Origin of the sequence: Planotetraspora sp. GP83 (genome assembly GCF_041262585.1) — a bacterium.
GTDB lineage: Bacteria > Actinomycetota > Actinomycetes > Streptosporangiales > Streptosporangiaceae > JAOEGB01.
This window is the reverse complement of record NZ_JBGCBZ010000031.1, coordinates 20,661-34,098: the sequence shown is the minus strand read 5'-3', so window position 1 is coordinate 34,098 and position 13,438 is coordinate 20,661. Positions and strand designations below refer to the sequence as shown.

Sequence of the window (13,438 nt, the reverse complement as noted above, 5' to 3'; positions counted from 1 at the left end):
GGATGGTTGAACGTTCACCCGAATGTGACGCGGGAATGCCCGTGATCGCAAGGGGTAATTTATGGCGCGGCGGTCGGATCAGGAGTCGTAGACGGCGAGAGCCGCGGCGACCAGGGTCTCCCGGACGAGGTCTTCCGGCAGGTCGATGGTCTTGACCGCGCCGTTGTGCACCGACCCCAGGGCGGCCCAGGCGCGGATCCGCATGCCGGGGGAGGGGTCCGGCCCGGCGATCTTCGCGTAGAGCTCGTCGCGGAAGGTCCTGATCGCCTCGCCGGGGGAGCCTGGCGGAGCGTCGTCGGCACCGCCGATGTCCTCGATGAGGAGCCGGGCCACCGCGCGGTGCCGTACGGCGAAGTCCGCGAAGGCCCGGAGGAACTCCCGGCCGTCCGGGAACTCGGTGCCGAGCAGCGTGATCATGTCCTCGGCGGCGGGGGTGATGAGCTCGGCCGCGAGCCGGTCCTTCGGATGGAAGTGGTAGGCGACCGCCGTCTTGGTCAGGCCCACCGCCGCCGCGATGTCGGCAAGCGAGGTCGCCGCGTACCCCCGCTGGGCGAACAGCTCACGGGCGGCGGCGAGGATGCGGGACCGGGTCTCGTTCCCTTGGTCAAGTGTGGTCATCGTCTCATTTCCACGCGATCTACAGCGTTTCATATAGTTCGCGCCTACGCTCGTACTGTACGCCCGTACAGGACGGTGTTACAGGCAGACTACCCAAGTTAATAGGCGGTCAACGATGAGCGGGCTCTTGGGACGGCTTGGCGGCTGGTGCGCGCGGCACGGCCGGATCGTACTGGCACTGTGGGTGCTCGCGGCGGGCCTGCTGACAGCGGGCACACTGGTGTGGGGACGGCCGGTCAACAACAACGCCGCCATCCCGGGCACCGACGCCCAGCGGGCGCACGACCTGATGCGGGAGGGCTTCGGCCCCGGCTACGACGCCGGCGGCACCGTCCAGGTCGTCCTCTACGCAAAGGACGGCCCCCTGATCGCGGACAACCGGAAGCGCGCCGTCGGGCAGGCGATGGACGCCATGCGCCGGGTGCCCCACGTCTCCGAGGTGCAGACGCCGTACCGGAAGGGCGGGATCGCGTCCAACCTGCGCATCGGTGTGATCACCGTGAAGCTGCGCGGGCAGGACGGTGCCAAGGTCGCCGAGACCTCGCAGCGGCTCATCGCCGCGGCCAAGCCCGCGACCGACCTCGGGATCGAGGCGGTGCCCGCCGACTCCTCCACGCCCGCCGACAAGGAGGTCAAGACCGGCGCCAGCGAGATCATCGGTATGGTGGTCGCGCTGCTCGTGCTCCTGTTCGCCTTCGGCACGCTGGTCGCCGCGCTCGTCCCGATCTTCACCGCGCTGATCAGCATCGGCGTGGGGCTCGGCGTGATCGCGCTGCTCGGCCATGTCATCGACATGCCCAAGTCCGCGTCCATCATGGCCACGATGATCGGCCTGGGCGTCGGGATCGACTACGCGCTGTTCCTGCTCTCCCGGCATCGGAAGCTGCTGGCCGACGGCGTGCCGGTGATGGAGGCGGTCCGGCGGACGGTGGCGAGCTCCGGTGGCGCGGTCCTCTTCGCGGGCGGCACGGTGGTCATCGCGCTGAGCGCGCTCATGTTCACCGGGTTCCCGATGCTGAGCACGCTCGGCTGGATCACCGGCATCTCGGTGGTGTGCGCGGTGCTCACGTCGATCACGCTGGTCCCCGCGCTGCTCGGCCTGCTCGGGCATCGGGTCAACGCGCTGCGCATCCCCTTCGTCGGGCGCGCCACCAAGCCGGACTCGGGGCCGGACTCGGGGCGGGACTCGGGGCGGGACTCTCAGCGGGAGACCGGGCGGCGGGCTGAGGGCGGCGCGGCGACCGGGTGGGGGGCGCTCGGCAACTGGGTCGCCCGGCGGCCCTGGCGGGTGCTCATCGTCACGGCGCTCGCCCTGGCGGCGCTCGCGGCCCCTGCGGCCGCGCTCAAGCTGGGCCCGCTCGACGCCGGGTACGGCGACAAGGGCACCCCGTCGCGCCGCGCCTACGAGCTCATCGCCGTCGGCTTCGGCCCGGGAGCCGACGGCGCGCTCATCGTCGTCGCCGAGCTGGACCAGAAGATCGCCGACTCCACGCCCGCCGACCCCGTGGTGCAGGTGCTCAGGCAGCGGATCGAGCACACCGACGGCGTGGCCCACGTCGCCACGCCCAAGGTCAACCAGACCGGCAGGTCGGTGCTCATGGAGGTCGTGCCCGAATACGCGCCCAGCGACCCCCGCGCTCTGGACGTCGTGAAGCGGGTGCGGTCGATCGAGATGCCGGGGGTCCACGTCCATGTGGGCGGCAAGGTCGCCGGTCTCGCCGACGCCGGTGACCGCATCGTGGGCAGGACGCCGCTGGTCGTCGGCATCGTCGTGCTGCTCAGCGCGCTCCTGCTGCTGTTCGCGTTCCGCGCGCCGGTCATCGCGATCAAGGCCGCGCTGATGAACCTCGTCTCGCTGGGCGCGGCCTTCGGCGCGCTGGCCGTCGTGTTCTCGATCGGTCTCGGCAGCCGCCTCGTCGGCATGGACCCGCCGCCGTCCACCGATGGGTCGACCCTCGCCACGCTGTTCTTCTCCGTGCCGATCGAGACCTATGTCCCGCTGATGCTGTTCGCCGTGCTGTTCGGGCTGTCGATGGACTACGAGGTCTTCCTGCTCACCTCGGTACGGCAGGCCTACGCGCGGACCGGCGACAACCGGAGGTCCGTGGCCGAGGGGCTGGGCTCGACGGGCCGCGTCATCACGTCGGCCGCCTTGATCATGGTCGCGGTGTTCACGGCGTTCATCGCGTACCCCGATCCCGTGGTCAAGGTCTTCGGTGTGGGGCTCGCCGTGGCCATCACCGTGGACGCCACGATCATCCGGGGCTTCCTCGTGCCGGCGACGATGGTGCTGCTCGGCAGGCTCAACTGGTGGATCCCACGCTGGCTCGACCGCGTGTTGCCCAACCTCTCGATCGAGGGCAACGAGGAGGAGCACGAGCCCACGGCCCCCGCGACCCCCGAACTCGTCACCACCGGCCGCTGATCCCACCCGCCCTCCCTCCGGCGTGATCATGCACGGGTTCCCAGGCGTGCGGGCCGCGCTGGGCGGCAGCCGTACGTGATCATGTACGTGGTCGAGCCCGATGGGTGGGGCCCGAGGGAGTCAGCCGAAGACGATGACGCTGCGGGCGACGGCTCCCTGGCGGACACGCTCCACGGCGTCGTTGATCTGGTCGAGGGGGACCCGTTCGCTGACCAGCCCACCGAGGTCGAGGCGGCCGAGCCGGTGCTGCTCCACGAGCATCGGCAGGTCGCGAAGCGGCGCGGCGTCGCCGCCCTGGGTGCCCATCAGGCGGCGCGACGCGAAGAGCAGGCCGGGCTCGATGCTCAGCGGCTGTCCCTGGGGCGGGCTGCCGACCATGACGGTGGTCCCGCCCGGCTGGGTGGCCGCGAACGCCTGGCTCAGCACGCCCGGAACCCCTGTCACGTCGAAGGCGTAGTCGACGCCCCCGCGCACGATCGCGCCGACCTGTGCCGGCAGGTCCTGCGACAAAATCGTGTGGGTGGCGCCGAACCGCTGGGCGAGCTTCAACTTCTGCTCGGCGACGTCGGCCGCGATGATCGTGGTGGCCCCTGCCAGCACCGCGCCCTGCACGACGTTCAGACCCACCCCGCCGCAGCCCACGACGAGCACGCTCGACCCCGGCGTGACCTGGGCGACGTTCAGCACCGCGCCGATGCCCGTGACGACGCCGCAGGCCAGCAGGCACATCAGGTCCATGGGGGCGTCGTCCGGGATCTTGACGCACATCGGCTCGTTGACTACCACGTATTCCGCGAACGAGCCGATGCCGATCATGGCGCGCGCGGCCGCGCCGTCCACGGTGACCCGCGTCGTCCCGTCGCGCATGGTGCCCATCACGGCCGCCAGCCGCGCCGGGCCCGAGCACAGGTGGAAGGCCCCCCGGCCGCAGTTGCGGCAGCGGCCGCAGGCGCCGTTCATGGCCACGATCACGTGGTCGCCTGGCTTGACGGCCGTAACCCCGGCGCCCACGCTCTCGACGACTCCGGCGCTCTCGTGGCCCAGAACGAACGGGACCTGCCGGACGACCGGGCTCTTGCCGTCCAGCGCCTTGATGTCGGAGCCGCACACCCCCGAGGCCGCGATCCGCACCCGCACCTCGCCCGGCTCCGGGTCCGCGATCTCGACCTCGCGGACCTCCATCGGGGCGTTGAAGCGGGTCAGCACGGCGGCGCGCATCAACATCGGCCAGACTCCGTTCACGAGCCTCTGCACGGCACTCACAAGCCGTATGGCCTACGGCATGACCGGCCTTACGGGTCTGTACGGCACGCTATCGAGGCACATGACTCTTAGCAAGCACTTGCTTGGCGCGCCGAGGGTCATTCGACGACGAGTTGGACGTCGATGTTGCCGCGGGTGGCGTTGGAGTAGGGGCACACCTGGTGGGTGGCCTCGACCAGCTTGGCGCCCTCCTCGCCCTGAAGCTCCTCCGGCAGTTCGACGCGCAGCGTGACCGCAAGACCGAACCGGCCGTCTCCGATGCTGCCCAGGCCGACCTCAGCGGTCACCGAGGCGTCCGAAACGTCCACCTTCATGCGCTTGGCGACGAGGGACAGAGCGCTGGCGAAGCAGGCGGCGTACCCGGTGGCGAAGAGCTGCTCCGGGTTGGTTCCCTCGCCCGTGCCGCCCATCTCCTTGGGCGCGGCGAGCCGCACGTCAAGCTTGCCGTCGTTGCTGAACGCGCGGCCCTCGCGGCCCGTGGCGGTGGCGATCGCGGTGTACAGCGGCGTCATTTGAATGCTCCTTGCCTCGATGAAGTCGACAACCGCACAATACTCAACGCCATGTTGATTATTCCCGGCAGAGTGTTGAGTAAGCTGGATCACATGGGACGCCGCAGAGGAACGACCAAGGGAGATCGTCGCGAGCGGGCGATCCTGGACACCGCTCGTGCCCTGCTCCCCTCGACGCCCGTCGCCCGCATCACGATCGACCAGCTCACCGCCGGAGCCGGCATTTCGCGATCGAGCTTCTACTTCTACTTCGACTCCAAGTCCGCCGTGCTGGAGGCGCTGCTCGACGAGATCGCCGAGGAGATGGCGGAGGCGGCTCGACGGTGGCTGGCCGGGTCGGGGGACGATCCGGAGTCGCTGCGGCATGCCCTGGAGGTCAGCGCCCGGCTGTGGCGCGAGCACGGCCCGCTGCTGCGCCAGGCGTTGCTGGCCGAGGATGAGGAGTTCGCCTTCTTCCGGGAGAACGTCGTGGCCGGGTACATCAAGGAGGTCGCCGCCAGGATCGCCCGTGACCGTCAGGAGGGGCTGGCCGGGCCTGGCCCGGATCCCCAGAGCCTGGCCCACGCGCTGATCAGGATGAAGTTCGCCGTGTTCGCCGCCGACTCCTCCGCGGAGGCCGTCGACACGCTCTGCGTCGTGGTCCAGAGGGCCATGTACGGCCGGGCCGGCTGAGCCTCGCCCCCACGTTGGGCTCGCGGACGGGGCTTCTTGGCTGACCAAGCGTGCGCTAGGTTGGTGTTCGTGGATTTGGACTTCACGCCTCAGGAGCGGGCGTTCCGGGCGGAGATGCGGGACTGGCTCGCCGCCCATGTGCCCGAGCGGCTGCCGTCCATGGACACCCGCGACGGCTTCGAGGCCCACCGTGAATGGGAGCGGCTGCTCGCCGATGCCCGGCTTTCGGTCGTCTCATGGCCCGAGCGGTTCGGCGGGTGCGGCGCGAGCCTGGTCGAGTGGCTGATCTTCGAGGAGGAGTACTGGGCCGCCGGAGCGCCCGGCCGGGTCAGCCAGAACGGCATCTTCCTGCTCGCCCCCACGATCTTCTCGTACGGCACGGCCGAACAGAAGGACCGCTTCCTCCACCGGATGGCCAGGGCCGACGACATCTGGGCGCAGGCCTGGTCGGAGCCCGAGGCCGGCAGCGATCTGGCCTCGCTCCGGTCGAGGGCCGAGCGCGTCGCCGGCGGCTGGCGGCTCTACGGCCAGAAGACGTGGAGCTCGCGGGCGACCTACGCAGACTGGGGCTTCGGGCTGTTCCGCTCGGACCCCGATTCGACCCGGCACAGAGGGTTGACCTACTTCCTCTTTCCGCTGCACGAGGTGACCGTCCGCCCGATCGTCCAGCTCGACGGGGAGCCCGGCTTCGCCGAGCTGTTCTTCGACGGCGTCTTCGTCCCCGACTGCCAGGTCCTCGGGGCGCCCGGGGACGGCTGGCGGATCGCGATGGCCACCACGTCGTCCGAGCGGGGCCTCACGCTTCGCAGCCCCGGCCGCTTCATGGCCACCGCCGACCGGCTCGTGAGGCTGGCGCGGTCGACGGCGACCGATCCCGCGCTGGCCGACGAGATCGCCCGAGCGTGGATGGACGCCGAGGCCTACCGGCTGCACACGTTCGGCGTCGCACGCCGGATCGCCTCCGGAGAGGAGATCGGCCCCGCTTCCAGCATGGGCAAGGTCTTCTGGTCCGAGCTCGATGTCCGGTTGCACGCCCTCGCGGTCCGGCTGCTCGGAGAGCGGGGCCTGCTGGCGGAGGGCGCTCCTGATGCCGAGGATGGCGGCCGATGGCTCGACGGGTTCCTGTTCTCCCTCGCCGGGCCGATCTACGCGGGCACCAACGAGATCCAGCGGACCATCATCGCCGAGCGCATCCTGGGACTCCCGCGTTGATGGATCGATCATTGGCAGCCTTCGCCATGGCGTCTCACCACGCGCAGGCCGTACACCTCAAAGTGTGCACATGAACGGGGTGCGGAGATGAACTTCGCGTTCACCGACGACCAGCTGGCGCTCGCTTCCACGGTGCGGGAGGTGCTCACCGAGCACTGCCCGGCGACAGCCGTACGGCACGCCGGCCAGGCGGCGCCACGGGACGAGCGATTACCCGCGTGGCCCCAACTGGCGGAGATCGGCTTCTTCGGGATGCTCGTCCCGGAGGCGTACGACGGCCTCGGCCTCGGGCTCGCCGACGCGATTTTGGCCTTCGAGGAGACCGGGCGTGCCGCTCTGCCCGGTCCGGTGGTCGAGACGGCGGCGGTCGCGCCGGCGCTGCTCGGCGATGACGCCCTGCTCGCCCGCCTGGCCGGGGGCGGCCTGCGTGTGTCGGTACGGCTAGGCGACCAGGTCTACGCCCCCGACGCGGACCTGGCCGACCTGCTCGTCGTAGAGCGGCACGGCGAGCTTCATGCCGTTTCAGCAGGTTCGGTACGGCTCACGCCCCAGGCGGGGGTCGACCCCGTACGCCGCCTCTTCAGCGTGGCCTTCGGATCGCCCGAGGCCGTCGATGGTGGAAAGCGGGAACTGGGCCGGCGGCTCGACGCGACAGCCGCGCATCCCCTGCGGACGGCGACCGTGGCCGTGGCCGCCCAATTGGTGGGGCTGGCGAGGCATCTGCTGGAGACCTCGGTGGAGTATGCCAAGAGCCGTAAGCAGTTCGGCGCGCCCATCGGCTCCTTCCAGGCCGTCAAGCACCAGCTCGCCGACGTGGCGATCGCAATAGACTTCGCCGCTCCGCTTGTCTACGCGGCCGCCCTCGCGGTCGACCGGGCCAGCGGTACAGCGGCGGCGGGCGGGGTCGACCGGGCCGTGAGCGCGGCCAAGGCTACGGCGGGAGAGGCCGCGACACGGGCGGCGAGGGTCGCGCTGCAAGTGCATGGCGCGATCGGGTACACCGGCGAGCTCGACCTAAGGCTCTGGCTCGCCCGCGTATGGTCCCTGGCCTCGGCATACGGGGACACCGGTGTCCATCGATCCCGCCTTCGCGCCGCCATCCTGGGGACCCCCCACCTCACTCGCTGGCCGTAACTCACGCAACCCTCACGCAACCCTCGCGTGGCAGCGGTCTGGAGGCTCATCGCTTCCGGTGTCGTCCACCTCGGCCTTTGGGCGCTGTGGAAGGTGGGGTGTCCGGCGACCCCTCGCGATGGCGCGTGCCGCGCGGCAGGTCGTCGGCGTCAGGGCGCTGGTACGGGTAGAAGCTCGCGGACCCGCTGGGCTGCTCGTGCCGGTCGTTCGGTTCGTCCTGCTGGGCGGAGTGCTCGTGCTGGTTGATGTGCGGAAGGTGGGCCTGGGAGGAGTCATGTAAAAAGTAGGCGTCAGGGCGGGCGGTCGGCTCGTCCGGATCCCGGGCCGCGTTCCAGGAGGCTTCGAGGGCGTCGGCGAGTCCTGTGCCCCGATAGAGATCAGTGGGGCGTAACCTGTCCCGGCCCAGGTCGCCGCGCTCGGGAGGCGTACCCCCGTCGGTCATCTGGCCGGTCAGGGCTGCCGTGCCCGAGCGGTCCGCCGGCGGCTGCGGCCAGGGAGGCGGCACAGTGCCGCCGGAAGGGCTGGTCGTTCCTGAGGGGAGAAGGGAGGTGCTCCACTGGACCCGCGTCGATTGCGCCGTGGCGTCATGTCCTCTGGTACGGCTTCCGCCCGCGCCGCCGAGGGATGACTGCTGGAGGTCGCCTCCGTTGGCCGCGAGCCGTACGGAACTCCGGCGGATCTTCACGTAGGCGAAGGCGAGGACGGCGACCACGAGCGGTGTGAGGAGCGTGGGAGCGCCGAGCTCAAGGCCCGCGTGCCCAACATGCTGGAAGGACGCCACGTGAAGTGCGCTGAGGGATGGCGTGGGCTTCTCAGCCGTTCCGGCCTTGGGTTTCGCCTTGGGTTTCGCCTTGGCCCCCGGCTTGGCGGCCGTCTTCGCTGTCCGGCCTGTCCATGGCTTGACCAGCGTCTTCGCCAAGGCTTTTGCCCCGGAGGCGGGAGACGTCGCGGGTCCGGGGTCGGTCGAGGTGGGGGATGGCGTCTTCGCCGGGGATGCGGCCGGACTGTCTGTGGGTTCGGGTCCTCCTGTCCCCGAGGTCCCGTCTGAGCTGACCGCCATGGCCGGAGTCTCGGCCGCTGCCTGGCTTACGGCCGGCGTCGGCGAGTCGTCCGAGGGGGAGACGTTCGTCGGCACGCTGTCTGAGGGCGAGCCGGTCGAGGGTGAGCCGTCCGAGGGTGAGCTGTCCGAGGGTGAGCTGTCCGAGGGTGAGCTGTCCGAGGGTGAGCTGTCCGAGGGCGTGCCATCCATAAGTGAGCCGTTCGCCGCCTTGCCCGCCACGGCCGCCCGCATGCCTGCCGCCGAAGACGCGGCCAGAGAGCGGCTCGATACGGCGTGGCTCGATAGGGCATGCGAGGCGGCCTTGAGCGTGGGCGCCGCCGGTTCTGCCGCCGTGGCGGGGGCGGCGTTCTCGGCGAGACGGGCCTTGATCTCCTCGGGATATCCGTACCCGACGATCGAGCTGCTGTCGCGGACCTTCTTCTCGACGTACTCGCCGTCGACGTTGCCCTCGATCGTGTGGATCCGGTCACCGTCGACTTTCGTGACGATTCCCACGTGGTCGATGCCGTCGATCGTGCCGGAGCCGCTCCAGTCGAAGAAGACCACGGCGCCGGGCACGGGATGGTGCCCCCACGCGCCCTGTTCCTTGAACCACCTGGCGTGGCCGACGGTGTAGGCGAACTGGCCGAACCAGTCCTGGTAGCCGAGCTTGTTCGCTCCCCACGAGAGGAACATGTCGCACCACGGCTCGGTGGAGTAGTCGGTGTCCGACTCGATGGTGTTGTACCAGTGGCCGAACTTCGTGTAACCGCCTGCGTGCTCGCTGTAGCCGACCTGGCTCCGTAGTAGGTCGAGCAGTTTCTTCATCTCGGGACTCATGCGAATCGGGGGCCTGCCGTTCCGGGAGGGACATCCGTGACGCCGGAGAGGCTATCTTCGCAAACCGCCCACATATAGACAAAGCAATGTTTATTTACCTAGACATGAACAAAGTACCCTGGCAGGCTAGAACATGTTCTAGAATCGACGCCATGACGATCGATCTCGCCAACGGGGAAGCGCAGGAAGCGCGGCTCGCGGCCCTGGCGGTGCTCTCCCAGCAGACCCGGGAGCTGATGGACGCCGTAACACTCTCCGACGTGGACGAGACCGAGATGGCGGCCGTGACCGCCGAGCTCATAGCGCTGACGGAACGGCTCAGGGCCGTGCGGCGCGACACTCCGCGACCCCACGAGGTCGGCCCCGACGGCATGTTCCGGCATCTGGGCAACGCCGTCACGGGCGCCTGCAACCCTCACGCGCTTCCCCTGGCGATCGAGCGGACTCCAGAGGGCGGGTCACGGGCCTCCGTGACGTTCCGCCCCATGCATGAGGGACCGCCGTCCACCGTTCACGGCGGCGTCGTCGCGATGGTCCTCGACCACCTTCTCGGTGACGCCGTCGCCGCCTCCGGGAGGCCCGGCATGACGGGCACGCTGACCATCCGATACCGCCGGCGCGTGCCGTACGGCGAGCCGGTCGTGGCTTCGGCCATCGTCACGCGTGGCGAGGGCCGCAAGACCTGGGTCGAGGGCTCGATCGCGCTTCCGGACGGCACGCCGCTGGTCGAGGCGACGGGCCTGTTCATCACCCCGGCGGTCTGGGCGGACGCCCTCGCCGCCCTCGGCGAAGGGCGGCTCGCCGATCCGGGTCAGTAGCCGGCGCCGGTGAGGAGGCCGCCGTCGACGAGGACCTCGCTGCCCGTGCAGTACGAGGCGCGGTCGGAGGCCAGGAACGCCACGACATGGGAGACCTCGACCGGCTTGGCGAATCGCTTCATCACCATGACCTTGAGGAACTGCTCGCCGTCCACCGCGGCCATCAACTCGGGGTCCGTCGCCATCGTGGTGTTGATCGCGCCCGGATGCACCGAGTTCACCCGGATCTTGAACCGCGCGAGCTCGCGGGCGGCCGCCTTGGTCACTCCCCGGACCCCGAACTTGGACGAGGCATAGGCCGCCATGCCCTCGGCCGCCATGAACCCCTCGATCGAGGAGATGTTCACGATCGAGCCGCGACCGGCCGCCTTCATCGGCTCGATCACCGACTTGACCCCCAGGAACGTGCCCTTGAGGTTGACGTCGATCACCCGCTCGTACTCCTCCAGCGTCATGTCGGCGATCCGGCGGTAGATCAGGATCCCGGCGTTGTTCACCAGCACGTCGAGCTTGCCGTACGTCTCGACGGTGGCCGCGACGGCGCGTTCCCAATCGGCCGGTCGGGCCACGTCGTGGTGGAGGTAGACGGCGCCGGTCTCCTCCGCCAGGGCCTTGCCCTCGTCGTCGAGCACGTCGCCGAAGACCACCCGCGCGCCCTCCTCCAGGAACAGCCGGACATGCGACGCGCCCATGCCCCGAGCGCCACCCGTGATCAGCGCGACCTTGCCGTCAAGCATGCCCATGAGAGCCCCCACAACGCTTTCCGGCCGCGACGGCGGTGGCCGCGGCTTCCATCGAACGGTAAACCGGGATGCCGGCCTTCGCCGCGATCGAACGAACCTCGTCCTCGACGCCCGGCGGGGCGCACTCGCCGTTCCTCGTCACCAGCGTGATCCTGATGGGCGAGATGGCCTCCTGCGCCTTGACGAGGTGCCTCGCGTACTCGTACAGCGGCTCTGCCGCGCTGCCGTACGTGAAGAAGCTCTGCACGTTCACGTGTGCCACCACATCGGGGTACGACTGCCGCGAGACGATGGCGGAGACGGCCTGCGTGACGAGACCGGGACGGCCGCGCGGGCCGACGGGGATCTCCAGCGGGTTGGCCAGTGAGCTGCCGACGCCGATCCCGAGCGCGGTCAGAGCGTCGCGAGTGGTGCCGGCAAGGGCGCTCAGCGAGAGCCCGGCGCGGTCGAACACGTCCGCCGCCAGCACGCTCGCCCCTCCGCTCGGCCCGATGACCAGGACGTCTTCCCCGTTCTCGGCGCTCTCCAGCCGAGAGGCGTGGGCCTGGAAGAACGCCAAGACGCCGATCAGATCGTCCTGGCTGGTCACGAGCGAGGCGCCGGTCTGGGTGGCGAGGGCCTGCCAGACCCGCGCGTCGCTGACCATGCCGCCCGTGTGCGACGCGGCGGCCCTGCGGCCCTGGGAGCTTCGCCCGCCCACCAACATGACGACGGGCAGCCGGCCGCGGACGTCGAGGAGCGCCTGGAAGAGCGCACGCCCGTCGCGCGGGTCCTCGAGGTAGAGGCCGACGGCCCGGGTCTCCGGGTCGGTCGCGAGCCAGCGGAGCAGCTCGGCGGGGGTGACGTCGGCCGCGTTGCCCACGGTGGACACCCGGCTGAACGCCAGGCCGCGCCGCTCGCCCACCTTGATCACTTCACCGGCCAGGCCGCCGCTCTGGGAGATCAGCGCGATGTGTCCGGGAGGCCCCTGGCCGCCGCCGACGAACGTCTGGCCGCCGCGCGGACTGTAGACGCCCATGCAGTTGGGCCCGAGCAGCCGGGTGCCGGGCGGCAGGGCATCGATCAGGTCGGCCTCCAGCTCGGGGTGGCCCATCTCGCCGAAGCCGCCGCTCATCACCTGGACGTACGGCACGCCGGCGGCCTGCCGTACGACATCGGCGCAGCGGGCGGCGGGCACGGCGACGAGGGCGTAGTCGACCGCGGCCTCGGCCAGCGTGGGCACACAGGGCACTCCACCGATTTCCACGGCCGACGGATGCACCGCGACCAGCGGAAGTCCGGTGGCCCTGTAGAACTCCAGGAACATGTTCCCGAAGTTGGGCCTGCTCGTGGAGGCCCCCACGACGGCCACCGCCCGCGGCTCGAACAGCCGCGTGAAATCCCCACCCCCGAGCCCCCCCTCTTGGCCGTGATCATGCGCAGATTCCGTCACCGCGCCGCTGAGCTGCGAATACGGCGTCAGTGATCGTGCAGCGGGCAGATATCGTGCGTCTACGGCGATCACCCCGGTCTCGCCGGCGATGATCGGGTTGAGCTCGAACTCCCCGAGATCCAGCCGCTCCCACAGCCCGCCGGCGCCGCCGAGCCGTACGAGCAGCGTGACGAGGGCGTCCACGTCCACCGCCGGTCGTCCGCGGTAGCCGTACAGGAGCGGAGCGCCTCGCAACGACGCCAGCATCTCGTGTGCGTCGGCCTCGGAGATCGGGCAGAGCCGCAGCGCCGTGTCGCCCAGCGCCTCGGTCCACACACCGCCGAGCCCCGCGAGGACGACCGGGCCGAATCCGGCGTCGTGCACCAGCCCGACGAGGATCTCGACTCCCGGCGCCGCCTGCTCCTCCACCAGGAACCCTCCGGCGTGGGCGCCCAGACGTGCCGCCATCTCGCTCGCCGCCCGTGCCGCCTCGGCCGGGGATTTCAGACCGAGTCGTACGGCTCCCGCGTCCGACTTGTGCACCAGGTCGGGCCCGTACGCCTTGACCACGAGGGGAGGCCGGAGCTCCTTGGCGATCGCCGCCACATCGTCGAGCAGAGTCGTGGTGGCGCCACGGGGGACCGCGATCCCGGCGCCGCGGAGGAGTGACTTGACGTGGTGTTCGGGGAGGTGCACCGGCTTCCCTTCTCGGCTGGCGGGCGGGCGCTCTCCGGCCCTGCATGATCACGGC

11 protein-coding genes are annotated in these 13,438 nt (G+C 70.3%); 5 read left to right on the top strand and 6 right to left on the bottom strand.

Annotation, left to right across the window (positions count from 1 at the left end; all coding sequences use genetic code 11):
- Positions 1 to 78 precede the first annotated feature (78 nt).
- Positions 79 to 618, bottom strand: a complete 540-nt coding sequence (locus ABH927_RS30870; RefSeq protein WP_370027397.1) for a TetR/AcrR family transcriptional regulator — start codon at positions 616 to 618, stop codon at positions 79 to 81.
- Positions 619 to 733: 115 nt separating this feature from the next.
- Between ABH927_RS30870 and ABH927_RS30865 the strand changes: the two genes are divergently transcribed.
- The gene (locus ABH927_RS30865; protein ID WP_370027395.1) at positions 734 to 3,043 is read left to right on the top strand and encodes an MMPL family transporter; all 2,310 of its coding nucleotides are present in this window, start codon (positions 734 to 736) and stop codon (positions 3,041 to 3,043) included.
- A 120-nt stretch (positions 3,044 to 3,163) separates the two neighbouring features.
- Here ABH927_RS30865 and ABH927_RS30860 read toward each other — a convergent pair whose 3' ends face one another.
- A complete protein-coding gene (locus ABH927_RS30860; RefSeq protein WP_370027393.1) occupies positions 3,164 to 4,267 on the bottom strand; it encodes an alcohol dehydrogenase catalytic domain-containing protein in 1,104 nt (367 codons plus the stop codon).
- Positions 4,268 to 4,404: 137 nt separating this feature from the next.
- Positions 4,405 to 4,818, bottom strand: coding sequence for an organic hydroperoxide resistance protein (locus ABH927_RS30855; protein ID WP_370027391.1), 414 nt, complete (start codon positions 4,816 to 4,818; stop codon positions 4,405 to 4,407).
- A 93-nt stretch (positions 4,819 to 4,911) separates the two neighbouring features.
- On the opposite strand from ABH927_RS30855, the gene ABH927_RS30850 reads away from it, so the two are divergent.
- The 3 genes from ABH927_RS30850 (at position 4,912) to ABH927_RS30840 (ending at position 7,836) form a co-directional block, all read left to right on the top strand.
- On the top strand, positions 4,912 to 5,490 hold the full coding sequence (locus tag ABH927_RS30850) for a TetR/AcrR family transcriptional regulator (RefSeq protein WP_370027389.1): 579 nt from the start codon (positions 4,912 to 4,914) through the stop codon (positions 5,488 to 5,490).
- A gap of 69 nt (positions 5,491 to 5,559) precedes the next feature.
- A complete protein-coding gene (locus ABH927_RS30845) occupies positions 5,560 to 6,702 on the top strand; it encodes an acyl-CoA dehydrogenase family protein (RefSeq protein WP_370027387.1) in 1,143 nt (380 codons plus the stop codon).
- 87 nt (positions 6,703 to 6,789) lie between these two features.
- Positions 6,790 to 7,836, top strand: a complete 1,047-nt coding sequence (locus tag ABH927_RS30840) for an acyl-CoA dehydrogenase family protein (RefSeq protein WP_370027385.1) — start codon at positions 6,790 to 6,792, stop codon at positions 7,834 to 7,836.
- Positions 7,837 to 7,882: 46 nt separating this feature from the next.
- Here ABH927_RS30840 and ABH927_RS30835 read toward each other — a convergent pair whose 3' ends face one another.
- The gene (locus ABH927_RS30835; protein ID WP_370027383.1) at positions 7,883 to 9,703 is read right to left on the bottom strand and encodes a CHAP domain-containing protein; all 1,821 of its coding nucleotides are present in this window, start codon (positions 9,701 to 9,703) and stop codon (positions 7,883 to 7,885) included.
- Positions 9,704 to 9,867: 164 nt separating this feature from the next.
- On the opposite strand from ABH927_RS30835, the gene ABH927_RS30830 reads away from it, so the two are divergent.
- Positions 9,868 to 10,533 (top strand): PaaI family thioesterase, encoded by a 666-nt coding sequence (locus ABH927_RS30830; protein ID WP_370027381.1) that lies wholly within the window; start codon positions 9,868 to 9,870, stop codon positions 10,531 to 10,533.
- Here ABH927_RS30830 and ABH927_RS30825 read toward each other — a convergent pair.
- Both ABH927_RS30825 and ABH927_RS30820 read right to left on the bottom strand, forming a co-directional pair.
- Positions 10,527 to 11,276 (bottom strand): glucose 1-dehydrogenase, encoded by a 750-nt coding sequence (locus ABH927_RS30825; RefSeq protein WP_370027379.1) that lies wholly within the window; start codon positions 11,274 to 11,276, stop codon positions 10,527 to 10,529. The genes ABH927_RS30830 and ABH927_RS30825 overlap by 7 nt on opposite strands.
- Positions 11,263 to 13,383, bottom strand: a complete 2,121-nt coding sequence (locus ABH927_RS30820; protein ID WP_370027377.1) for an acetate--CoA ligase family protein — start codon at positions 13,381 to 13,383, stop codon at positions 11,263 to 11,265. The genes ABH927_RS30825 and ABH927_RS30820 overlap by 14 nt, the downstream gene beginning before the upstream one ends.
- Positions 13,384 to 13,438 lie beyond the last annotated feature (55 nt).

Coding starts and splice junctions, on each gene's coding strand:
- ABH927_RS30870 (WP_370027397.1), bottom strand. CDS start 618: ATGACCACACTTGACCAAGGGAACGAGACCCGGTCCCGCATCCTCGCC.
- ABH927_RS30865 (WP_370027395.1), top strand. CDS start 734: ATGAGCGGGCTCTTGGGACGGCTTGGCGGCTGGTGCGCGCGGCACGGC.
- ABH927_RS30860 (WP_370027393.1), bottom strand. CDS start 4,267: ATGTTGATGCGCGCCGCCGTGCTGACCCGCTTCAACGCCCCGATGGAG.
- ABH927_RS30855 (WP_370027391.1), bottom strand. CDS start 4,818: ATGACGCCGCTGTACACCGCGATCGCCACCGCCACGGGCCGCGAGGGC.
- ABH927_RS30850 (WP_370027389.1), top strand. CDS start 4,912: ATGGGACGCCGCAGAGGAACGACCAAGGGAGATCGTCGCGAGCGGGCG.
- ABH927_RS30840 (WP_370027385.1), top strand. CDS start 6,790: ATGAACTTCGCGTTCACCGACGACCAGCTGGCGCTCGCTTCCACGGTG.
- ABH927_RS30835 (WP_370027383.1), bottom strand. CDS start 9,703: ATGAAGAAACTGCTCGACCTACTACGGAGCCAGGTCGGCTACAGCGAG.
- ABH927_RS30830 (WP_370027381.1), top strand. CDS start 9,868: ATGACGATCGATCTCGCCAACGGGGAAGCGCAGGAAGCGCGGCTCGCG.
- ABH927_RS30825 (WP_370027379.1), bottom strand. CDS start 11,276: ATGGGCATGCTTGACGGCAAGGTCGCGCTGATCACGGGTGGCGCTCGG.